At 69.3% G+C, this 21,625-nt stretch carries 19 protein-coding genes and 1 pseudogene; 12 read left to right on the forward strand and 8 right to left on the reverse strand.

The annotated features are described in order from the left end of the window. A partial coding sequence (locus tag LUM46_RS21365) for a dienelactone hydrolase family protein (RefSeq protein WP_274996739.1) occupies positions 1-563 on the reverse strand: 563 nt, incomplete at its 3' end. On the opposite strand from LUM46_RS21365, the gene LUM46_RS26735 reads away from it, so the two are divergent. The 4 genes from LUM46_RS26735 to LUM46_RS21380 are packed head-to-tail and all read left to right on the forward strand — an operon-like array spanning position 540 to position 3,013. Beyond that, complete coding sequence (locus LUM46_RS26735) at positions 540-1,079, forward strand: IS5 family transposase (RefSeq protein WP_374726990.1); 540 nt, start codon at positions 540-542, stop codon at positions 1,077-1,079. The two genes, LUM46_RS21365 and LUM46_RS26735, sit on opposite strands and share 24 nt — an antisense overlap. After that, positions 1,045-1,383, forward strand: coding sequence for a transposase (locus LUM46_RS26740; protein ID WP_374726991.1), 339 nt, complete (start codon positions 1,045-1,047; stop codon positions 1,381-1,383). The genes LUM46_RS26735 and LUM46_RS26740 overlap by 35 nt, the downstream gene beginning before the upstream one ends. Positions 1,384-1,434: 51 nt before the next feature. Further along, complete coding sequence (locus tag LUM46_RS21375; protein WP_274996740.1) at positions 1,435-1,743, forward strand: hypothetical protein; 309 nt, start codon at positions 1,435-1,437, stop codon at positions 1,741-1,743. 31 nt (positions 1,744-1,774) lie between these two features. Further along, on the forward strand, positions 1,775-3,013 hold the full coding sequence (locus tag LUM46_RS21380) for an MFS transporter (RefSeq protein WP_274996742.1): 1,239 nt from the start codon (positions 1,775-1,777) through the stop codon (positions 3,011-3,013). 8 nt (positions 3,014-3,021) lie between these two features. On the opposite strand, the gene LUM46_RS21385 is transcribed toward LUM46_RS21380, so the two are convergent. Then, complete coding sequence (locus tag LUM46_RS21385; RefSeq protein WP_274996744.1) at positions 3,022-3,843, reverse strand: 4'-phosphopantetheinyl transferase family protein; 822 nt, start codon at positions 3,841-3,843, stop codon at positions 3,022-3,024. A 319-nt stretch (positions 3,844-4,162) separates the two neighbouring features. On the opposite strand from LUM46_RS21385, the pseudogene LUM46_RS21390 reads away from it, so the two are divergent. Both LUM46_RS21390 and LUM46_RS21395 read left to right on the forward strand, forming a co-directional pair. Beyond that, positions 4,163-4,573, forward strand: a pseudogene (locus LUM46_RS21390) (YbhB/YbcL family Raf kinase inhibitor-like protein); the annotation flags it as partial. A 30-nt stretch (positions 4,574-4,603) separates the two neighbouring features. After that, positions 4,604-4,777 carry an acyl carrier protein gene (locus LUM46_RS21395; protein WP_274996747.1) on the forward strand — a complete coding sequence of 58 codons (174 nt, stop codon included), beginning with the start codon at positions 4,604-4,606 and terminating at the stop codon, positions 4,775-4,777. 146 nt (positions 4,778-4,923) lie between these two features. Here LUM46_RS21395 and LUM46_RS21400 read toward each other — a convergent pair whose 3' ends face one another. Then, positions 4,924-6,996, reverse strand: a complete 2,073-nt coding sequence (locus LUM46_RS21400) for a transglycosylase domain-containing protein (protein WP_274996749.1) — start codon at positions 6,994-6,996, stop codon at positions 4,924-4,926. Positions 6,997-7,469: 473 nt separating this feature from the next. Between LUM46_RS21400 and LUM46_RS21405 the strand changes: the two genes are divergently transcribed. The 6 genes from LUM46_RS21405 to LUM46_RS21430 are packed head-to-tail and all read left to right on the forward strand — an operon-like array spanning position 7,470 to position 15,095. Next, a complete protein-coding gene (locus LUM46_RS21405; RefSeq protein WP_274996751.1) occupies positions 7,470-8,549 on the forward strand; it encodes a LacI family DNA-binding transcriptional regulator in 1,080 nt (359 codons plus the stop codon). After that, positions 8,546-10,897, forward strand: a complete 2,352-nt coding sequence (locus LUM46_RS21410) for a glycoside hydrolase family 3 N-terminal domain-containing protein (protein WP_274996752.1) — start codon at positions 8,546-8,548, stop codon at positions 10,895-10,897. Before LUM46_RS21405 ends, LUM46_RS21410 begins: the two co-directional genes overlap by 4 nt. A gap of 28 nt (positions 10,898-10,925) precedes the next feature. Beyond that, complete coding sequence (locus tag LUM46_RS21415) at positions 10,926-11,903, forward strand: sugar phosphate isomerase/epimerase family protein (protein WP_274996810.1); 978 nt, start codon at positions 10,926-10,928, stop codon at positions 11,901-11,903. Next, positions 11,900-13,636, forward strand: coding sequence for a dihydroxyacetone kinase family protein (locus tag LUM46_RS21420; protein WP_274996753.1), 1,737 nt, complete (start codon positions 11,900-11,902; stop codon positions 13,634-13,636). The genes LUM46_RS21415 and LUM46_RS21420 overlap by 4 nt, the downstream gene beginning before the upstream one ends. Beyond that, a complete protein-coding gene (locus tag LUM46_RS21425) occupies positions 13,633-14,148 on the forward strand; it encodes a ribose-5-phosphate isomerase (protein ID WP_274996754.1) in 516 nt (171 codons plus the stop codon). Before LUM46_RS21420 ends, LUM46_RS21425 begins: the two co-directional genes overlap by 4 nt. After that, a complete protein-coding gene (locus LUM46_RS21430; protein ID WP_274996758.1) occupies positions 14,145-15,095 on the forward strand; it encodes a 3-hydroxyacyl-CoA dehydrogenase family protein in 951 nt (316 codons plus the stop codon). The genes LUM46_RS21425 and LUM46_RS21430 overlap by 4 nt, the downstream gene beginning before the upstream one ends. 105 nt (positions 15,096-15,200) lie before the next feature. Here the strand turns inward: LUM46_RS21430 and LUM46_RS21435 are convergent, their stop codons facing one another. The 5 genes from LUM46_RS21435 to LUM46_RS21455 form a co-directional block, all read right to left on the reverse strand. After that, positions 15,201-16,076: a carbohydrate ABC transporter permease gene (locus LUM46_RS21435; RefSeq protein WP_274996760.1), complete on the reverse strand. Its 876-nt coding sequence runs from the start codon at positions 16,074-16,076 to the stop codon at positions 15,201-15,203. Further along, positions 16,076-17,098, reverse strand: a complete 1,023-nt coding sequence (locus LUM46_RS21440) for a carbohydrate ABC transporter permease (RefSeq protein ID WP_274996762.1) — start codon at positions 17,096-17,098, stop codon at positions 16,076-16,078. Before LUM46_RS21440 ends, LUM46_RS21435 begins: the two co-directional genes overlap by 1 nt. An 8-nt stretch (positions 17,099-17,106) precedes the next feature. After that, on the reverse strand, positions 17,107-18,396 hold the full coding sequence (locus LUM46_RS21445) for an extracellular solute-binding protein (RefSeq protein ID WP_274996764.1): 1,290 nt from the start codon (positions 18,394-18,396) through the stop codon (positions 17,107-17,109). Between the two features lie 250 nt (positions 18,397-18,646). Further along, positions 18,647-20,158 (reverse strand): arabinosylfuranosidase ArfA, encoded by a 1,512-nt coding sequence (gene arfA, locus LUM46_RS21450; RefSeq protein ID WP_274996765.1) that lies wholly within the window; start codon positions 20,156-20,158, stop codon positions 18,647-18,649. Between the two features lie 117 nt (positions 20,159-20,275). Then, positions 20,276-21,604 carry an ABC transporter substrate-binding protein gene (locus tag LUM46_RS21455; protein ID WP_274996766.1) on the reverse strand — a complete coding sequence of 443 codons (1,329 nt, stop codon included), beginning with the start codon at positions 21,602-21,604 and terminating at the stop codon, positions 20,276-20,278. Between the last annotated feature and the right edge of the window lie 21 nt (positions 21,605-21,625).

The following is a 21,625-nucleotide window of genomic DNA, read 5'->3' on the forward strand; positions in this document are numbered from 1 at the left end:
AGCTGCAGCACGAACTCGACCGGGATCGTGATCCGCGCTGCGTCATCGGTGAGCCACTCGCTTCCGATGAGGCCGAGGACCGCGGCTGTGATACGCGGTTCGGTCGCGACGAGGCGGATGCCCATCTCACCGCCCTGGGACAGGCCGTAGTACCCGACGGGCTGATCGTCGCCGACGGAGTCCAGTTTCTGGAGTGCGTCCAGGGTGGTCTGCCAGTCGGGCACGAGCTGTGACGCCACGGTTTCGCAGAGAGCAGGCCACGCTGGGCCGGCGGGCTCGCCGGCGGCCTCTCGTTCCTGGAGGATCGCGACCAGCCGCTGGATCTCGGCGTGCTCCGGTCTGTCGCCGGTTCCCGGCGCGTCGATCGCGGCGACCGCGAAACCGCAGGTAGCGACGTAGGGGATTGCTCGGGAGAGAACGCCCCATTCCTTCTTGTGCTGGCCACCGCCGTGCCCGATCAAGACCAGCGGCCGGGGGCCGGTGCTAGGGCGTGTTTTGGATTGTGGTTCTGACCTGCGGGTTCGGCATGATGCGGGGTCGTGAGCGGGGTCATTGGTCGGCATGATCTGACGGATGAGGCGTGGTCGGTGCTGGCGCCGTTTCTTCCGGTGCGAGCGCGGGGCCGGCGGGCGAGGTTTCTGCGCCGGCAGATCGATGGGATCCGGCACCGGGTCCGGGCCGGTTGCCCGTGGCGGGACGTGCCGCAAGAACGCTACGGGCCGTGGTCGAGCGTGTATGGGTTGTTCCGTCGGTGGCAGCGTGACGGCACCTGGGAGCGGATCACCGACCGGTTGCGCACCCAGGCGGACGCGGCAGGCCTGATCGAGTGGGATCTGAACATCGACTCGACGATCGCCCGGGCGCATCAGCACGCCGCTGGTGCTCGTAAGCATCCCGAGCTGCAGAAGGAACCGCCAGACGGGCCCACGGCCGAGCCTGCTGACCACGGGCTGGGCCGTTCCCGAGGCGGGTGGAGCACGAAGGTGCATGCTGTGGCCGAGCAGGGGCAGAAGTTGATGGGCATGATCGTCACGGCCGGGCAGCGTGGCGACAGCCCGCAGTTCGCCCCGGGTCCGTAGTGACAAGGCTTACGCCTCGGCCGCCAACCGGGCCCTGCTGCGCCGGCGGGGCATCGGCACGACGATCCCGGACAAGAAGGACCACGCCGCCCACCGGCAGGCGAAGGGCTCGGCCGGTGGGCGGCCACCAACGGTGGACTACGAGGACTACAAGAAGCGGCACGCGGTGGAGTGCATGTTCAACCGCCTCAAACGCTGGCGGGCGGTCGCCACCAGGTTCGACAAGTTGCAGGTCCGCTACGAGACCACCGTGACGGTCGCGGCGATCGATGACTGGGTAGCCGCGCTCGTGCGTGCGGGATGAGTGCTGGCATGCTGTGCCGGTTCCCGTGACCTGAACGAGAGGGCTGACCTGGTGCGGTACTACGCGGACTCCGAGGGCGGCGACTACATCGAGGACCCCACCCATGCCGACCTCGTTGCTCTCGTGCGCGCGTTGAACCGCGACGACAACACCTTCTTCATCGTGTTCCCCGACGATGACGATCTGGAGTGGTCGATCGCTGTGCTCACCCGTCGAGGTGGTCTCGGCGGCTACGAGATCGAACGGTCCGACTCACGCACCGGCGAGAACAGCACGGTCCCTGCCGCCGATCCCGTCGCTATCGCGACCGAAGTCCAGGCCTGGGCCGAGACCACAGCCGCAATCCAAAACACGCCCTAGCGAAGCCGCGAGAACCCATGAAGGAAGTACCGTGACCTCATTAGGGGCCGACTACCGCAGGATCTGGTTCGGCAATGCCTCGTCGAACCTTGCCGACGGCGTCACATTCATCGCTATCCCCTTGCTGGCGGTGACGCTCACGGACAATCCGCTCGCTGTCTCCGGGCTAGCGATCGCCCACTCCGCGCCGCGCGTGCTGTCGGTGCTCGGCATCGGCGTGCTCATCGACCGGTACGACAGGCGGCGGCTGCTGTTCTTGGCTAACTTTTCCCGCGCCGCCGTGTTCGCGCTTCTCGCTGCCCTCGTCATGACCGACGCTGCCCCGCTCGTCGCCTTGTACGCCGTGTACGCCGTCATGGGGGTCATCGAGACTCTCTCTGACAGTGCCGCGTCGGCGGTCCTTCCGCAGGCGGTCGAGCCGCGGGGCCTCGATCGGGCGAACTCCCAGATCGCTGGCACGCAGACCGTGGTGGACGAGTTCGTCGGCCCTCCGCTGGGCGGCCTTCTATTCGCGGCGGCGGCCTTCGCGCCGTCCGCGCTCACCGCTGTGGCATTCCTCGTGGCAGGCCTTGCCTACTGGCGCCTGCGGGGTTCGTACACCGTCCCGCTCACCGACCGGACGGCGGCCTCACACGGCGTACTCTCGTCGATCCGGGAGGGGGCCGCCTGGACGTGGCGCCATCGGCTCGTGCGGCTGCTCGTGATCATCGGGGCACTGGCGTGCGTCGCCTACATGATCCCGTTCTCCTACCTCGCCCTCTATGCCACCAAGGAACTCGGCTTGAGTCCGGCCGGATACGGCTTCCTGCTCTCCTTCTCCGCGCTCGGTGGCCTCTTGGGCGCCTTCGTCGCGGCTCGACTACGCCGTTGGCTCGGGTACGGCTGGACCATCGTCGCGGCGCTCAGCGTGGGGGCCATGTCCTTCATCGCCATCTCGCTGACGACGAATGTCGTGGTCGTGGCGGTCGCTCTCGCGGCGTACATCGCGCACGCCGTCGTGTGGAACGTGATGGCTGCTTCCGTGCGTCAGAAAGCCACGCCCGCCGCGATGATGGGACGTGTGGGATCGATGAGCCGCCTTCTCAGCCTGACCGGCCTGGGCGTAGGCGCAGCTCTGGGAGGGCTTCTCGCGTCGGGTGTCGGGTTTCTGATCCCCTTTGCGGTCGCCGGCGGCTTGTTTGCGGTCGCCGCAGTGGTGTGCGCAGTCCGGATCCGGTTGTTCCGCGCTTGGGAGGCTGAGCAGGCCCCGGTGGCTGCGGAGGCTGGGTAGCGGTGATGTCAGGATTCTTTGGAATGCTCCAGTGTTACCGCCGTGAGAACGAGGCCGTCGATGACGGCCCATCGTCCGTGCAGTGCCTGCGTCCCAAGACCGGAGGGGGCGACGTGCGCAATGAAGGTCTTTCTGCTCAGGATCACATAGACATCTTCAAATCCTAACCAGGTGTGCATGATGGGTGACCAGGTTTTGTACACCGCCTCCTTTGCTGAGAAGAGCACTCGGTCCACACACACGTCGCTCACGCGCCTGGACGCGTCAGCGATTTCATCCGAGGTGGCCACGAGTGGAAGGATCCCCGGCGGCAGCGGCGCATGGACCTCTGCGTCGATACCGATGCCCGCCCAGCTACGGCTGAGCCCGACCGCGGCAGCCCGATATCCCTCGCAGTGAGTAATGCTGCCGACCACGCCCAACGGCCAGACCGGTGCGCGGTCTGGACCCGAATCCACCGGGACGGGACCGATGCCCAGATCGGTGAGAGCCGCTCGGGCGCACCCCCGCGCAGCAGCGAACTCGTCCCGTCGCGCTGGTACTGCGTTCGAGATCGCGGACTCTTCGCTGGGGAAGAGAGGTACAGCTCGAGGTACACCGACATGTTCAACGGAGGAAATACCATCGGGGAGGAGGGGTCCCATGCGCATCAGCACAGTGTGCCCGGCTGGTGCAAACGGACACGATGCATGATGACGAGAAGGCATGACGCTTGAGGTGCTGCGGCACCACACGGTGTGGAAGAGCCTGGTCAGGACGAACGTGACTGCGCTGTAGCTCAGCGAGACAACGACCGCATACGTTGATGCGGAACGGATCGCGAAGTACACGCCATGGAAGTACGGGGCTGACATGGTGCCGCGCAAGAGACAGCAGGAAGTCCGAGGCGTCGAACTTGAGCGAGGCGCTACCCATGTCGGGATCAGTGCCGAGCATGTGACCGTGACTGACTGCTGGAGCGACTGGGCCCCGCGGACATGACCCGGCCGCAGGTCGAAGACATCTCGAGCAAGGACCTGCGGTTGCGGGACGTGGCACTCAACGGAGCAGCCCTCAAGGACGTGACGATCGACGGGCTGGCCGCCGACGGGCAGTCGATGCTCTTCGACGCCCTCCAACTGGAGCACGTGACGTTGCGAGGAGGGAACCAAGAGCTATGCCGTCACCGTCTACGACCCTGATGCTCCGACGGGGTCGGGCTTCTGGCACTGGGTGGTGGCTGACATCCCGGCCGACGTCGTGGAGCTGTCCGAGGGAGCGGGCGACGAGGCGGGCTCGGGCCTCCCGGAGGGCGCGTTCCACCTCCCGAACGACGCAGGTGCCGCACGCTTCATCGGCGCCGCGCCGCCTGCCGGCCACGGTGAGCACCGTTACTTCGTGGTGGTGCACGCCCTTGACGTCGAGTCGATCGGCGTCCCCGCCGGGTCCACGCCCGCGTTCCTGGGTTTCAACATGTTCGGTCACACTCTCGGCAGGGCGTATCTCAAGGTGACCGCCGAGATATGGGGCACCGGTGGCGACCACCCCCCGTTCCTGTTCCGAAGCGGACCGGACCTCTGACTGGCCGCCCGCACGACGTCTCCGACACCGGTGACACTCGCACATCACGGTGCCGACTCACTGGTGATGATGGAGCTCATCACCAGGCTTGAGAAGAATCTCGGCATCACCATCGGGTGGGCGGACGTATCGAAGATGGCCGACCTGAGCGGCGTCTACGACGTCGTCGAAGACGCACCGCGCCAGAAGAAGCACCATCTCTGACCACGGCGTGATGGACTTGCGCGGATCGATCACACCGGTGATCAGCAGGTCGGCCGACACCTCCCGCTGACAGAGGAGCCGCCGAGGGTGTGAGCGCTCCCTGTACTCCTGATGCTCCGCTCACCGCCTCGCGGGCACCGCCGACGTCACGGGAGGTCGGTGACCGGCGTACCCCCGAGAGCGGCGTCCATGTAGTCCTTCCACAGTGGCGCCGCGACGCTCGACCCGTACAGCGGCTGCATCCGCACCCCGCCGACGGTGACATCGAGGTGGGGGGTGTCGCCGGAGACCTCACCGACCCACACCGCGGTCGAGACCTCGGCGGTGAAGCCGACGAACCATGTCTGCGCGGACAGCTGGCTGGTGCCCGTCTTGCCGGCCGCTGGGCGCCCGCCGTCGAGTCCGTTGCCGCTCGCGCTGCCCTCGGTGAGGACGCCCTGCATCGCGTCGACGACCGTCGCGGACACGTCGGCGGGCAGAGCGCTCGGGTCGCAGTTGTTCGAGGGGAGATCGATGTGTGTGCCGTCCGCCATGGAAACCTGGTCGATCGCGACGGGGTCACAGTAGGTGCCGTTGCTGGCCAGGGTCGCGTACGCCGCGGACATCTGCAGCGGGGAGGTGTTCTGGGTTCCCAGGACCATCGACGGCGTGACCTGGACGTCCTCCTTGGTGGGCTCGGCAAGGGCTGTTCCGTCGGACGACAGCGTCGGTCGGAACCCCATGTCCCACGCCGTGTCCCGGATACCGCACAGGTCGAGCTGCGTGGCCATGTCGACGAACGCGGTGTTGGCCGACTGCTCGGTCGCCTCGCGGACGGTGACCGATCCGCCGGCTGCTCCCTCCGTGTTGGCGGGAGACCATGCCTCGGAGCCGATGTCGACCGAGGTGCACGACGAGTCGAAGTCACTGCTGTACCGCGCGATATTGTCGGCATCGACGTACTCGTCGAGGGTGTGGCCCTCCATGAGCCACTCGGCGAGCACGAACGGCTTGAAGGTCGACCCGGGTTGCATCCCCCGCGAAGCCCCGCGGGCGGGTCCGGCCGCATAGTTGATCGACGTCGCGCCCTCCTCGACCCCGTACGGCACGTTCTGCGCCATCGCGAGGATGCGACCGGTTCCCGGCTCCACCGAGACCACGGCGGCATCCAGCCCCGAGCCGTCGTCGGATGGCAACTTGTCCGCGAGCTGCTGCTCCGCCGCTTCCTGCATGGTGGGGTCGAGCGTGGTGGTGATCGAGAGGCCACCGCGGTACAGGAGGTCCCCTCGCTCGTCCTCGGATGCGCCGAACGCAGGATTCGAGAGGATCTCGTCCACGACGTAGCCGCAGAAGAATGCAGCGTCCTCAGCGCTCTGGCAACCGAGCTCGACGGGCGTGATGTCGAGCGTCTCCGGGACCGGTGCGGCAACCGCGTCGTCGTGCTCGGACCGGCTGATGTCGCCGAGCTCGAGCATCTTGGCCAGCACCACGTCGCGACGGTCCTGAGCGGCCTGTGGGTGACGCGTCGGATCGAGTGCGGACGGCGACCGGGTGATTCCTGCGATCGTGGCCGCCTCGACCACGTCGAGCTCCGCCGCAGACTTGCTGAAGTAGTGCTGCGCCGCCGCTTCCACTCCGTAGACACGGGGGCCGAAGGGAGCCACGTTCAGGTAGCCCTCGAGGATCTCGTCCTTGGTCATCTCCTGTTCGACCGAGACGGCGATCGCCGCCTCGCGCAGCTTGCGTTCCATCGTGCCCTCGCGCGCCTCGATGGCCGCAAAAGGGTCGTCCGACCACGCTGCCTGATCGATCAACGCATTCTTCACATACTGCTGGGTGAGCGTGGACGCGCCCTGCGTATCCTCCCCTGAAAGATTGTTGATCCCGGCACGCACGATGGCCTGGGGGTCGACCCCTCCATGCTCGTAGAACCGCTCGTCCTCGATGGCGACCACTGCCTCCCGCATGGGCTCGGAGATATCCTCCAGCGGCACCACGACCCGGTTCTTCGCAGAGACCGTTGCCAGCACCGACCCGTCAGCGGCATACACGAACGACGACTGCGACACACGGTCCGGTAGGAACTCGTCGGTCGGGACGTCGGTCAGCTCGGCCGCGCTCTCTGTCGCCGCCCGTGCGACACCGGTCAGCGGGACCGCCATGCCGGCCACGATGAGTCCTCCGGTCACGGAGACGAGAACGAAGGCGAGCACCAGTATCAGGAGCTGTCGTCCTGACATGGTGCGAGAACTTCCGGTTTGACCCAGGCGAACGGCAGAACGGTGACCCAACATGGCGCCAACCTAGGCACTGCTCCTGAGACGAACCTGCAAGCGCCTTCGCGGCCAGCAGTGCCCATCGTGGTGTCGAGGCTGCCGGGGGAGACGGACAGGACACGTGCGCCCTTGTCACCGAACCGTGCTGCCATCTCCGGGGGAGTACCACATGACGAAGTTCTTGCTCAGGGCGTAGGCCGGCCCGGAGCGCAGGTTGCGCGGCAACAGGTTGGCCCGGGCCGTGAGCCGGGACGCCAGCAGGCCGGGGTCCGTGAGCGCCAGCCGGTAGGCGCGGTGCAGTGCCGTGGCTGCATCTGCGCAGCGAGAGTTTATCGAAATATTTCGACAACAAGCCGCCCCAAATGGCGGCGATATTTCTGCACATCTCCCTTCAAAAACGTTGCATCCGCCATTCGAGCGGCACTAGAGTCGAAGATGTGCCAGCGAAATATTTCGAAAGAACTGCGGGCAAGAGACCTACTCTCGCCGACGTTGCCGGGACCGCGGCCGTCTCGATGCCGACCGTCTCCAAGGTGCTCAACGGGCACCCCGACGTCGCTACGGAGACGCGGCGGCGAGTCAAGGCCGCGATCGAGGAGCTTGGCTACGTCCGTCGCGGCACCCGTGGCCTGCTCGCGCAGCGCAGCATCGAGGTGATGGCGGACCAGCTCGCCACGCCGTACGCGATGGAGGTGCTGCGCGGGGTGACCGACGCCGCCGAGGCTGCCGACGCCGATATCGTCGTCAGCCGCTTCCACCGGGCCGCGCCCGACGCCGGCTGGCTGGCACCCGGCGATTGGGCGCGCCGCCTGTCGGGCGCCGGCCGCACCGGGGCGATCATCCTCACCGCGGACCTCAGCCCCGAGCACGTCGCCGGGCTGAGCCAGGCACACCTGCCCGTCGTGGTGATCGATCCGCTCGACCTGACCAACCCGGACGTGCCGAGTGTGGGCTCGACAAACTTCACCGGCGGCATGTCGGCCACGGAGCACCTGCTCGGGCTGGGCCACCGGCACATCGCTGCGCTCGGCGGTCGCCCCCAGTCGGTCGCCGCCGCGGCGCGCGTCCACGGCTTCCGGGCCGCCCTCGCCTCGGCGGGCGTTCCGGTCGACGAGGAGCTCGTGGAGTTCGCGGGCTTCGACTACGACTCGGGCTTCGCCGTCGCCGACCGCTGGTTCCGGTCCGGCCTGCGTCCCACTGCGCTCTTCGCCGCCAGCGACACCCAGGCCCTCGGCGTGCTGGAGGCCGCCCGGCAGCACGGGCTGGACGTGCCCGGCGACCTGAGCGTCGTCGGCTACGACGACACCTACATCGCCGCATGGTCCACCCCGCCGCTCACCGTCGTGCGCCAGCCGCTGTGGGAGATGGGGCGCGTCGCGCTGGACAGTGTCCTGGCCCTCGCAGCGGGCAGGGAGCCGGTCTCCCGCCACATCGAGCTCGCGACCGAGCTGGTGGTCCGCGGGTCCACCAGGCCGCCGCGTGGGTTCGGGACCGGCACGGGCGGGGGCCCCGCGTGACCACCACGGAACCTGTCGCCACGACGGCGTGGCAGGACCCGGGCCTGCCCGCGGCGGAACGCGTCGAGGACCTGCTCGCCCGGCTCACCCTGGCGGAGAAGCTGGCGCAGCTGGGCAGCTACTGGGACGACAAGCGCGGCAGCGACGAGGTCATCGCACCGATGCAGGACGTGTTCTCCCAGGGGCGGCCCACGTTCGACCAGGCCATAGCGCACGGCATCGGGCAGCTCACCAGGACGCTCGGGACGCACCCCGCCCCTGCGGAGGAGGGCGCGCGACGCCTGGCCACGGCACAGCGCGCGGTGCAGGCCGCGAGCCGCTTCGGCATCCCCGCCGTCGCCCACGAGGAGTGCCTCACCGGCTTCACCACCCTCGGCGCCACCGTCTACCCCGCGCCGCTCGCCTGGGGCGCCTCCTTCGACGTCGAGCTCGTCGAGCGGATGGCGCACGCGATCGGCGACGACCTGCGCTCCGTCGGCGTGCACCAGGGCCTGGCACCCGTGCTCGACGTGGTGCGCGACTACCGGTGGGGCCGCGTCGAGGAGACCGTCGGCGAGGACCCGTACGAGGTGGCCGAGATCGGCTCCGCGTACGTGCGTGGCCTCGAGTCGGCAGGCGTCGTCGCGACCCTCAAGCACTTCGCGGGCTACTCGGCCTCCCGTGGCGGGCGCAACCACGCCCCGGTCGCCGCCGGCCCCCGGGAGGTGGCCGACGTCTACCTGCCGCCGTTCGAGATGGCGGTGCGCGAGGCGGGCGCACGGTCGGTGATGAACTCCTACGCCGAGATCGACGGGCTGCCCGCGGCGGCCGACCGGGGCCTGCTCACCGAGGTGCTCCGGGACCGGTGGGGGTTCACCGGCACCGTGGTGTCCGACTACTGGTCCGTGCCGTTCCTGCGCTCCAAGCACGGCCTCGCCGAGACGGTCGCGGACGCCGGTGCGCTCGCGCTGCGCGCGGGCCTCGACGTCGAGCTCCCCGACACCGGCGGGTTCGGGCTGCTGGCCCCGCTCGTGGAGTCGGGCAAGCTCGACGAGGCCGATGTCGACCGCGCGGTCCGGCGCGTGCTGCTGCAGAAGGTGGAGCTCGGCCTGCTCGACCCAGGGTGGAGCCCTGACATCGACGTGGACGCGGTGGACCTAGACAGTCCGCGCAACCGCGGGATCGCCCGCGAGCTCGCCGAACGGTCGGTGGTGCTCCTGGCGAACGACGGCGACGCCCTGCCGCTCGCGGAGCCCGCGACGGTCGCCCTGGTGGGGCCCTGCGCCGACGACCCCCGCGCGTTTCTCGGCTGCTACTCCTACCCGGTGCACGTGCTGCCGCGGCACCCGCACCTCGGCCTCGGCATCCCTGTCGCCACCCTGCCAGAGGCCCTTCAGGACGAGCTGCCCGGCGCCGCGATCCTCGTCACCCCCGGGGTTCCCCTCGTGGAGCCCGACCGGTCCGGCATCCCGGACGCGGTACGGGCGGCGCACGACGCCGACGTCGTCGTCGCCGTGGTGGGGGACCGGGCGGGGATGTTCGGGCGCGGCACCTCCGGGGAGGGTTCGGACGCCCCGGACCTCGATCTGCCCGGGGCCCAGGGTGACCTGGTCGAGGCACTGCTGGAGGCGGGCACGCCCGTCGTCCTCGTGGTGCTGTCCGGACGGCCGTACGCGCTCGGCCCGTATGTCGGCCGGGTCGCGGCGATCGTCCAGGCGTTCTTCCCGGGCGAGGAGGCGGCGGCCGCCATCGCGGGCGTGCTCGGCGGTCGGGTGAACCCGAGCGGGCACCTGCCCGTGCAGGTGCCCACGACGGGCGCGGCACTGCCCCACACCTATCTCGCGCCCCCGCTCGGGCAGGACGGTGACCGCATCAGCGCGGTGCGCATCGGTCCCGCCTTCCCGTTCGGGCACGGACTGTCGTACACGACGTTCGAGACCGGGCCGCTCGGGCTGGACCGCGAGCGCATACCGACCGATGGCCGTATCGAGGCGACCCTCGACGTCACCAACACCGGCGACCGGGACGGCGCCACCGTGGTCCAGCTCTACGCGAGCGACCCCGTGGCGTCCGTGACCCGGCCGGTACGACAGCTCGTGGGCTTCGCCCGCGTGGCCCTGGCAGCCGGGCAGACCGCGACCGTGCGGTTCGGGCTGCACGCCGACCGGTTCTCCTTCACGGGGCGCGACCTCGCACGGGTCGTGGAGCCGGGACGCATAGATCTCGCGGCGGGGCTGTCGAGCACCGACACGCCCGCGACCGCGATGTTCACCATCGAGGGCACGACACGGCTCACCGGAGACCGTCGCGTGCTCAGGACGGAGGTCAGAGTTGACCACGGAACAGACGACCGGGACCACCACGCCTGACCCGACGCCTCCTGGCGGCGCGACGGACGTGCGCCTCCTGGCGGCCGACTGGCCGATCGCGGCCAGCACGTTGCCCTTCCCCGCGGTGACACCGGACGGCCGGGCCGTACAGGAGGACCCGACGGTGTGGCACGAGGTGCTCACCGAGATCGTCGACGCCGGTTTCGACCACGTCGACCTCACGGACTCCTGGCTCCGGCCGGGCGATCTGGACGGTCCGGCGCTCGACCGGCTCGCCGCCACGGCGCGTGACCTCGGCCTCGGCCTGGCCTCGGTGTCGGCGATCCGGCGCAGCGTGATCGACGCGAAGGACGGGTCGGCCAACCTTGCGTACAGCCACCGCACGATCGACGCGGCGGCCGCGCTGGGCATCGGCGTCGTCTCGGTCGGTCTGCACCAGGCACTGACGGCGCAGCAGAAGGAACAGCTGTGGTTCTGGACCGCCCCCGGGCATCACGACGACCCGGACGACTGGCCCCTGGCCGTGGCCCGCTTCCAGGAGCTGGGCCGGCACGCCGCCGAGGTGGGTGTGCTGCTGTCGCTGGAGATGTACGAGGACACGTTCCTCGGCACCGCCGACTCCGCCGTGCGCCTGGTCGAGGAGATCGGTCTGCCCGAGGTGGGCCTCAACCCGGACATCGCCAACCTGGTGCGCCTGCACCGGCCGGTCGAGCCGTGGCGGGAGCTGGTCGAGAAGACGCTCCCGTACACGAACTTCTGGCACGTCAAGAACTACGCGCGCGACGAGGACCCGGAGCGCGACGCCTACTTCTCCGTGCCCGCCCCGATGCAGTTCGGCCTGATCGACTACCGGTCGGCGTTCCGTACGGCGCTCGCGAGCGGTTTCCAGGGCGTGATCTGCACCGAGAACTACGGCGGGGACGGGCTCAGCGTGTGCGCGGCCAACCGCGACTACCTGCGCGCGTACGTGCTGCCCAAGCGGCCCGGCTACGCGCTCGGCACCAGCCGGGTGCGTCAGCACGATCTGACGGGAGCGGCCCGATGACGCGCGTGCTCGACACCGCGGAGGACTTTGTCCGGGATGCCTTGGCAGGGTTCGCCGCCGTGCACGGCGACCTGGTCCGGCAGGTCGACGGCGGGGTGGTGCGTGCCGAACCGTTGCCGACCGGTCGGGTGGCGGTCGTGGTGGGCGGCGGATCGGGGCACTACCCAGCCTTCGCCGGCGTGGTCGGCACGGGGCTGGCAGCCGGCGCCGTCTGCGGCAACATCTTCACGTCGCCGTCCGCCGGCCAGGCGTACCGGGTGGCCGCGGCGGCGGACTCCGGTGGCGGCGTGCTGTTCAGCTACGGCAACTACGCGGGCGACGTGCTGCACTTCGGTGCGGCGCAGGAGCGCCTGCGCGCCGAGGGGATCGACGCCCGCACGGTCTTGTGCACGGACGATGTCGCGAGCGCCCCGCCCGACCGGATCGACGACCGACGGGGGATCGCCGGGGACTTCGTGGTGTTCAAGGTGGCCGGCGCGGCTGCGGAGCGGGGCGACCCGCTCGACGAGGTGGAGCGGCTGGCGATCGCGGCGAACCACCGAACGCGGACCCTGGGGGTCGCGTTCGGCGGCTGCACGTTCCCCGGGGCCGACGGCCCGCTCTTCACGGTGCCCGACGGCGTGATGTCGGTGGGGCTGGGTATCCACGGTGAGCCGGGCATCCGCGACGTGCCGATGGGCTCGGCCGACGAGATCGCGGAGATCCTGGTCTCCGAGCTGCTGGGGGACGTGCCGGTGGACCGTGGCGACCGGGTGGCCGTGGTCGTCAACGGGCTCGGCACCGTCAAGTACGAGGAGCTCTTCGTGCTCTACGGCCAGGTCGCCGCCCGGCTCGGGGCCGCCGGCCTGACCGTCGTCGAGCCCGAGTGCGGTGAGCTGGTCACCAGCCTCGACATGGCGGGCGTGTCGGTCACGCTGTTCTGGCTCACGGAGGAGCTCGAGGAGCTCTGGCGGGCCCCCGCCTACACCCCCGCGTACCGCAAGGGGCGGGTCGAGCGGCCCGCCGCCACGGGCATACCCGACGATGCGCACGCCGTAGCCGACTCGGTGCCAGGGCCGGCCGTCCCCCGGCGGGCCGAGAACGCGTCCGCCGCATCCGTCGAGCGGGCCGACCGCGCGCTGGAGCTGCTGACCGCGGTGCGCGCCACGCTCCACGAGCACGAGGAGGAGCTGGGCCGCATCGACGCGATAGCCGGCGACGGTGACCACGGCGTCGGCATGCGTCGCGGTGTGGACGCCGCGCTCGATGCCGCGACCGTGGCGCGGGCTGACGGCCTGGGCGCTGTGCTCCGGGCCGCCGGTGAGGGCTGGAGCGAGGTCGCGGGCGGTACGTCGGGCGCCCTGTGGGGCGCCGCGCTGGTCTCGCTCCCGCCGTCGCTCGACCGGGGCGACCTGACCGTGGCGCAGGCGGCGGCCGCGGCGCGCGCCGCCCTGGACACGGTGGTCCGGCTCGGCCGGGCGAAGGTCGGTGACAAGACCATGGTCGACGCCCTCGTGCCCTACGTCGAACGGCTGGAGTCCGCGGACGCTACCGGGCTGCCGCTGGCCGAGGCGCTCGCGGCCGCGGCCGCGGACGCCATGGCGGCGGCCCGGGCGACGTCGGCGCTGCGGCCCGCGCTCGGCCGGGCCCGGCCGCTCGCCGAGCGCAGCCTCGGCCATCCCGACGCCGGCGCCACCTCGCTGGCGTTGGTGCTGTCCACCATCGCCCACGCAGAAGAAGGACGGAACCCATGACCGACCGGCTACGGCTCGTCGTCGGTAGCGACGACGCAGGACTCGAGTACAAGGACGTGCTGAAGGCGCAGCTCCTGGCCGACCCGCGGGTGGAGTCGGTGACCGACGTCGGGGTGACCGACGAGGAGCACACCGACTACCCGCACGTGGCGGTGGACGCCGCGCGCCGGGTCGCGGCAGGAGAGGCCGACCGGGCTCTGCTGTTCTGCGGCACGGGTCTCGGCGTCGCCATCGCGGCGAACAAGGTGCCGGGTATCCGGGCGGTCACCGCGCACGACAGCTACTCGGTGGAGCGCGCCGTCCTGAGCAACAACGCCCAGGTGCTCGCCATGGGGCAGCGCGTGATCGGGCTGGAGCTCGCCAAGCGGCTCGTCGGCGAGTGGCTCGACTACCGCTTCGACGAGGCTTCGCCGTCGGCTCAGAAGGTGGCGTCGATCAGCACGTACGACCGGTCCGAGGGACGGCCGGCCACGGACCGGAGAGCAACACCGAGCACGGAGGAGAGCGCATGAGCGAGCACGTCGCGATCGTGGGGTCGGGCTACATGGGTGGCGGGATCGGCCAGGTGCTCGCGCTGGCGGGCAACGAGGTGCGGCTGGCCGACGTGTCGGCCGAGGTGGCGGTGGGCAACCTGGACCGGATCCTGCGCGAGACCGAGGAGTTCGAGGCTGCCGGGCTGTTCCCGGAGGGCGCCACCGAGACTGTCCGCGCCAACCTGAGCGCCGCGGCCTCCGTCGAGGAGGCGGTGGCAGGTGCCCGGTTCGTGGAGGAGGCGGTGCCGGAGATCCTGGAGCTCAAGCACGCGACGCTCGCCCGGATCAGCGCGGCCAACCCGACGGCGATCATCGGCAGCAACACCTCTACCATCTCGATCACCCGGCTCGCCGAGCAGGTCAGCGCGCCGGAACGGTTCCTCGGCGTGCACTTCAGCAACCCGGCGCCGTTCATCCCGGGCGTCGAGCTGATCCCGCACGCGGGGACCGACCCGGCGGTGCTCGAACCGGTCGAGGCGCTGCTGGCGCAGGTGGGCAAGCGCAGCGCACGGCTGACCGACGCCACCGGGTTCGTGCTCAACCGCCTGCAGTACGCCCTGTTCCACGAGGCGACGAAGCTGGTCGACGAGGGCGTCGCCTCGGTAGAGGACATCGATATGATCGCGCGGACCACGTTCGGGTTCCGGCTCCCGTTCTTCGGGCCGTTCGCGATCGCCGACATGGCCGGGCTCGACGTGTACGCGTTCTGCTACCGCTCGCTGCAGACGACGTTCCCCGAGCGGTTCGCGACGCCGCCGATCCTCCAGGAGCGGATCGACGCCGGGAAGCTGGGCACCAAGAGCGGTGGCGGCTTCCGCGAGATCGACCCGGAGCGGACGGCGGAGCTGGTTGCCTATCGCAACAAGGCGTACGCGAAGATGCAGCAGCTCCTGGACGAGCTGGGTCCGTCTCCGCTCGACGACTGATCCCGGGGGCGGATCGCCCCCACGACGGCGCCGTGGCTGACCAGTCGGTCTGCCACGGCGCCGTCGAGGCTGTCGTCCGCGCACCGTGCCGGGTGTCGCCCGGTATCAGCCCTTGACCGCTCCGGTCAGGCCGCCGACGATGCGCCGCTCGAACAGCGAGAAGAAGATCAGCGCGGGAATCATGGACAGAGACGTGAACGCCAGCACCCGTGCCGTGTCGACCGAGTACTGCGAGGCAAACGCCTGGACGCCCAGCGGCAGCGTGTACGACAGCTCGTCGTTCAGGATGAACAGCGGCAGCATGTACGAGTTCCACGACGCGACGAATGCCAGGATGCCGACCGTGATCACGCCGGGGAGCGACAGCGGCACGACCATCCGGAAGAAGAACCCGATACGGCTCGCGCCGTCGATCGAGGCGGCTTCCTCGATCTCCTGGGGGATGGCGCGCAGGAACGGCACCAGGATGATGATCGTGACCGGGAGCGCGAACGCGATCTGCGGCAGGACGATGCCGCCGAGGGTGTTCATCAGACCGAGGTCCCGGATCAGGATGTACAGCGGGGTGATCGCCACCGTCATGGGGAACATGAGGCCGGCGGCGAACAGCGAGTACATCGCCCCGTTGAGCCTGAAGTCGTACCGTGCCAGCACAAAGCTCGCCATGAGGCCGAGCACCACCACACCGAGCGTGGTGAGGATGCCGGCTACCGCGGAGTTGGCGACCTGGCGCCAGAACACATCGCTCACCAGCACGCTGACGTAGTTCTCGAGCACCCACGGACCCGGCAGCCCCGACGGGTCCACGGTGATCTGTGCGTTCGTCCGGAAGCCGCCCAGGATGATGAAGAGAACGGGGGCGATGCAGACCCCGACGAAGAAGAACGCGATGACATAGGTCATCGGGTTTCCCCAGGCGACCTTCGGGAGCCGGCGGAGCCTCTGACCGGTCGCCGTGGGAGCTTCGAGCAACGTCGCCATCAGTTCTTCCCTTCCGTGAGCGCGCCTGCGGTGTCCCGGCGCAGCACATAGCGCTGGTAGGTCAGCGCGATGACGAGCGAGATCAGGAACAGCACGACCGCGACGGCGTTGCCGTAGCCGAAGTTCCCGGCCAGCCGCCCGTTCAGGACCATGTAGGTCGCCATCGTCGAGGTGCCCGCCGTCGCGGAGACGTACTGGCCCCAGATGATGTAGACGAGGTCGAACAGCTGGAGCGAGCCGATGATCGACAGGAACGCCCAGATGCGGAGCGTCGGGCCGAGCAGCGGCAGGGTGATGGTGCGCTGGATCTGCCAGTACGAGGCGCCGTCGATCGCGGCCGCCTCGGAGAGCTCCTCCGGAATGCTCTGCAGGCCCGCGAGGAACAGGATCACAGCGAAACCGATGTACTTCCAGCTGATGATGACCATCAGCGACCACAGGGCGATCCTGGGATCGGACAGCCAGTCGACGGCGAGGAACCCGAGGCCCATCTTCTCGAACAGATCGTTGACCGCGCCCGAGGACTGGAGCATCAGGCTCCACCCCGTGCCGACGATGACCTCCGAGATCACGTACGGCACGAAGATGAGGATGCGGATGACGGAGCGCCCGCGGATCTTTTGGTTCAGCAGGAGGGCCAGGGCGACGGCCGCGGGCCCCTGGAGGATCAGGGAGAGCACCACGATGTAGCCGTTGTGCAGGAGCGCCTCGTGGAAGGCGGAGTCCCGGAGGATGATCAGGTAGTTGTCGAGCCCGACGAACTCTGTCGGCGGCCCGTAGCCCTTCCACTTGAAGAACCCGTAGTAGGCCGCCAGGAAGACGGGGAAGATCACGAACGCGAGGAACACGACGATGGCAGGACCGGAGAGCAGGGTGATCTCGAGCGTCTTGCGCCGGTCGATCCTCTTCCCCCGCCGCGGCCCATGGGCCGGGGACGGCGTCCGCACGCCGGCCGCGTCCACCACGGGCCCCTCGGGCGACGTCGTCCGGGTCGCTCTGCTCTCGCCCAGGGAGTGAGTCATGGGGATCGCTACTCCATCGCGGCCGCGGCGTCCACGGCTTCGACGATGCTCTGGGGGTCGCCGTCGCCGGCCAGCATCTCCACGACGCCGGCGTTGAGCGCGTTGCCCACGTTCTGGCCGTAGAGCGTGTCCAGCCAGACGGAGACGTACGGAGCCTCGTTGTAGGCCTCGAGGACGGACTGCAGGGCGGGGTCGGTCACGACGCCCTGCGCCTCCTTGTTGGCCGGCAGCGTCACGAACGCCTCGGCGTAGTTCTCCTGGTACTCCGTCTGCATGAAGAAGTTCAGGAACTGAGCACACTCCGGCGGAGCCTCGACGAAGCAGGAGTAGCCGTCGACGCCGCCCATGAACGCGCCCGGTTCGCCGTCGCCGCTGTCCGTGGCGGGGAACGGGAACCAGCCGAGGTCCTGCAGCGGCTGCTCGTCCGGGGTCAGGCCCGCGATCACGCCAGGGTTCCACGCCCCCATGAGCTCCATCGCGGCCTGGTGGTTGGCAAGCAGACCCGCCGAGGAACCGGCCCCCTGCTGGGCCGTCGCGGTGAGGTAGCCGTCCTGGAACGGTTCGGTCTCGGCGAGAGCCTGCAGGTTCTCGCCCGCTGCCAGCCAGCACCCGTCGTCGAAGCTGCGGGACGTGGCGGCTGCCTCCAGGGTCTCCTGCGAGCACTCGCGGAGCGCGAAGAAGTAGAACCAGTGCGCGGCGGGCCAGGCGTCCTTGGCCCCGAGCGCGATCGGCGTGATGTCGGCGGCCTTGAGGTCGGCCACCACGTCGTTCAGCTCGTCGACGGTGGTGGGGGTCTCGGTGACGCCGGCGTCGGCGAAGAGGTCCTGGCTGTAGAAGATGCCGCCCGGAAGGATGGCGGTCGGCATACCGTAGATCGCGCCGTCCACGGTGAAGGCGCTCAGTCCGGCGTCGCCGACGGCGGCCCGGGTGCCCTCGTCGATCGTGTCGGTGAGGTCCATGATCTGGCCGGCCTCGACGACGTCGGCGAGCTTGCCGCCGCCCCTGGCCATGAAGATGTCCGGAGCGTCGCCGGAGTTCAGGGCGGTCTGCAGCTTGCCGTCCATGTCTTCGTTCTGGATGGACTGGACCTCGATCGTCACGCCGGGGTTGGCCGCCTCGAAGGCGGCGACCGTGTCCTGCCAGTACGCCTTGCCCGGCCCGGTGGTCGAGTTGTGCCAGAAGGTCATCGTGACGTCGCCGTCCGAACGTGCTTCGTTGCCGCCGGAGCAGCCTGCGGCCACCAGAGCGACCGTGGTGCCCAGGGCGAGAATGCCTGCGGCCCGAGTTTTCCTCATCATCGTGGAATCCCTTGCGAAGTTGTTTTCGACCGTCGGCAGAATCTCTGCCGATCGACGGACGACGGCGTCCGCCACGGAGGAGAGTGGCAGGCCCGCAATTGCGGTGTCAAACGGTTTCAATATCGATTTCAGAACGCCGAGAACAAAGGGGCGCGCGCCGAACAGCCGGGAGGGCGAATCCTCCCGGCCGTTCGCTCCTAGCCGGTATTTGTCCGCGGTATTCACCAGCGGATTCTCGCTATGAAGTTGGTCAGATGCGTTCCAGGCGGAGGATCGACCAGGACACCGGCGGCAGCTCTACGTGCGCGTGGTCGTCGGCGACCTTGGCGGTCGTGTTGGTACGCGGCAGCACGGAGGTAGCGTCGTCGGCGGTCGCCGACCAGCTGTGGTCGGGGTTGGAGAGCGTGAGCGCCTCGGCGACCCGGAGCCCCGGGAAGCCGCGCAGGTCCACTCCGAGTGCCACGTCGTCGGTGAGCGACCGGTTCACCGCGAGCAACACGACGCCACCTGTCTCCGTGTCGTGCGTGGCGACGGCGTCGAGCACCGGGACCGGGCCGAACTTCGCCGTCTCCTGGACCGGCGCGTCGACGGCCAGACGCAGCACCTCACCCGCCGCGTGCCGGGCGGTCAGGGCGAAGGGGTGGAAGGTCGTCTGCCGCCAGGACCGTCCGCCGGGCTCGGTCATGATCGGCGCGATCACGTTGACGAGCTGCGCGAGCGACGCGGCGTGCACGCGGTCGGTGTGCCGCAGCAGCGAGATGAGCAGGTTGCCGACGACCACCGCGTCGGCGACGTTGTAGCGGTCCTCGAGCAGCACGGGTGCCACCGGCCAGTCGTCGCCGGACGGCGGACGGGACTCAGCGCGCTTCTGGTACCAGACGTTCCACTCGTCGAAGGAGACGTGGATCCGCTTGGTGTGCTTGCCCGCCGCCCGCACGGCGTCGGCGGTGGCGGACACCGAGTCGACGAAGTGGTCCATGTTCACCGCGGACGCGAGGAATGACGCGAGGTCGCCGTCCTCCTCCCAGTAGTAGGCGTGCGCCGAGATGTGGTCGACGTGCTCGTACGCCTCGGTGAGGACCGTGTGTTCCCACTCGCCGAACGTGGGCATCTGGGACCCCGACGAACCGCATGCCACGAGCTCGATGTCCGGGTCGACCATGCGCATGGCGCGGGCGGTCTCGGCCGCGAGCCGCCCGTACTCGTGCGCGGTCTTGTGGCCGATCTGCCAGGGGCCGTCCATCTCGTTGCCCAGGCACCACATCTTGATCCGGTACGGCTCCTCCGCGCCGTTCGCCCGGCGGCGGTCACTCCATTCCGTGCCGCTGGGGACGTTGCAGTACTCGAGCAGGTCCAGGGCCTCCTGCACGCCGCGCGTACCGAGGTTGACGGCCATCATGGGCTCGACGCCGGCCCGAGCGCACCAGCGCACGAACTCGTCGACGCCCACGAGGTTCGGGTCGGTCGAGTGCCACGCGAGGTCCAGGCGCCGGGGCCGCTGGCCGACCGGTCCGATCCCGTCCTCCCAGCGGTACCCCGAGACGAAGTTGCCGCCCGGATAGCGCACCGTCGAGACGCCGAGCTCGCGCGTGAGCTCGACGACGTCGCCTCGGAAGCCGTCGTCGTCGGCGGTCGGATGGCCGGGATCGTGCAGGCCCGTGTACACGCTGCGGCCCAGGTGCTCGACGAACGAGCCGAACGTGCGGGGGCGCACGGGTCCGACGACGAACGCCGGGTCGATGGTGACGGAAGCGGACAGCATGAGCGATGTACTCCTCGAGGGTTCGTGCGGTGGTTGGTTCGCGGGGGAGGGCGTGCGCAGGAGGGGCGGCCGCCGTGGCAGTGGCCGTCCCGCCTGCGCGCTCACGGGGGCCAGGGCCTACTGCCCCAGCTGGTTCTGCAGGTCGGCCTGCGTCTGGTCCAGGGCATCTTGGGCCGACGTGCCGTTCTCGTAGATCTCGTTGAGCGTGACCGTGCGGAACGTGTCGTCGACGGTGGGCCAGTTCGGGTCGCTGAACGACTCGAAGTGCCCGATCCCGTCCTTCACCTCGCCCAGCACGTCGAACAGGTTGGTCTGGAAGTACTCGTTGAACTTGTTCTCCGGGTCCTTGGTGACGTCCTCGTCCTCCCAGACCGCCATGTTCACGGGGTCGAAGCCCAGCACCTGCCACACGGCGACGTTCGCCTCGGGGGAGAGCTTCGCGAACGCCAGCCACTCGGCAGCGAGGTCCTTGTTCGGCGAGACGGCGGGGACCGACGCGCCGGTGCCGCCACCGCCGATGGTCTGCACCACTGCGTCGTCGGTGACCGGCGCCGGAGCGATGGCCACCTTGCCTGCGAGGTCGGGCATGTAGTCGACGAACCGGGACGTGTACCACGCCGGGTAGACGATCGCGGCGTAGTCGCCGTCGTTGATCGCGCCGTACGCCTCCTCGGAGTCGGGGCTCCCACCGGGGATCGTGGAGATCGCGCCGGCGTCCTGCATGTCCTTCATCAGTGCGAGGGTCTCGACGACCTCGGGGCTGTTCACCTGCACGTTGCCGTCGGCGTCGAAGAACTTACCGCCGAGCTGCGCCGTGATGAGCGGCTCGAGGAACATGACGCTGGTGCTGGCGACACCGAACGCCTTGCCGGTCTCCTCGTTGTACCTGACCCCGGCCTCCTTGAAGTCGTCCCAGGTCTTGATGGTCGTGTAGTCGATGCCCGCACCCTCGAGCGCCTCCGTGTTGTAGAACGTGGTGAACGCGCCCACGTGGGTCGGGAACCCGTAGACCTTTCCGTCCTTGCTGTACAGGTCGAGGCGGGCCTGGACGACGTCGTCCTGGTACGGGGCGGCCGCCTCGGTCAGGTCGACCAGGGGTGGGTTCTCGCCCTTGACGAAGTTGGCGAACTTGTTGACCTCGATGTCCACGACGTCCGGCAGGCCCTCACCGGAGTTCACCGCGAGCTGCAGCTTGTTGTGCATGTCGTCGTAGGGGTAGACGGTGACCTCGAGCTTGATCTCGTTGTCGGGGTTGGCCTCGTTCCACCGCTCGGCCATCTCCTCGTAGTACGTGGCGTGCACGTCGGCGAACGTCCACATGTCGAGCGTGGTGGATCCGTCGGCGTTCTTGGCGGGTGCTTCCTGCTGGCTGCCGCCGCATGCGGTCAGCGCCGTCACCGCAAGTGCGGCGACCACCGTGGACACCCTCGTCCGTAGCCTTGTCATGATTTTCTCCGTTCGATCTGG

This window comes from Promicromonospora iranensis (assembly GCF_028994805.1).
GTDB classification, from domain to species: domain Bacteria; phylum Actinomycetota; class Actinomycetes; order Actinomycetales; family Cellulomonadaceae; genus Promicromonospora; species Promicromonospora iranensis.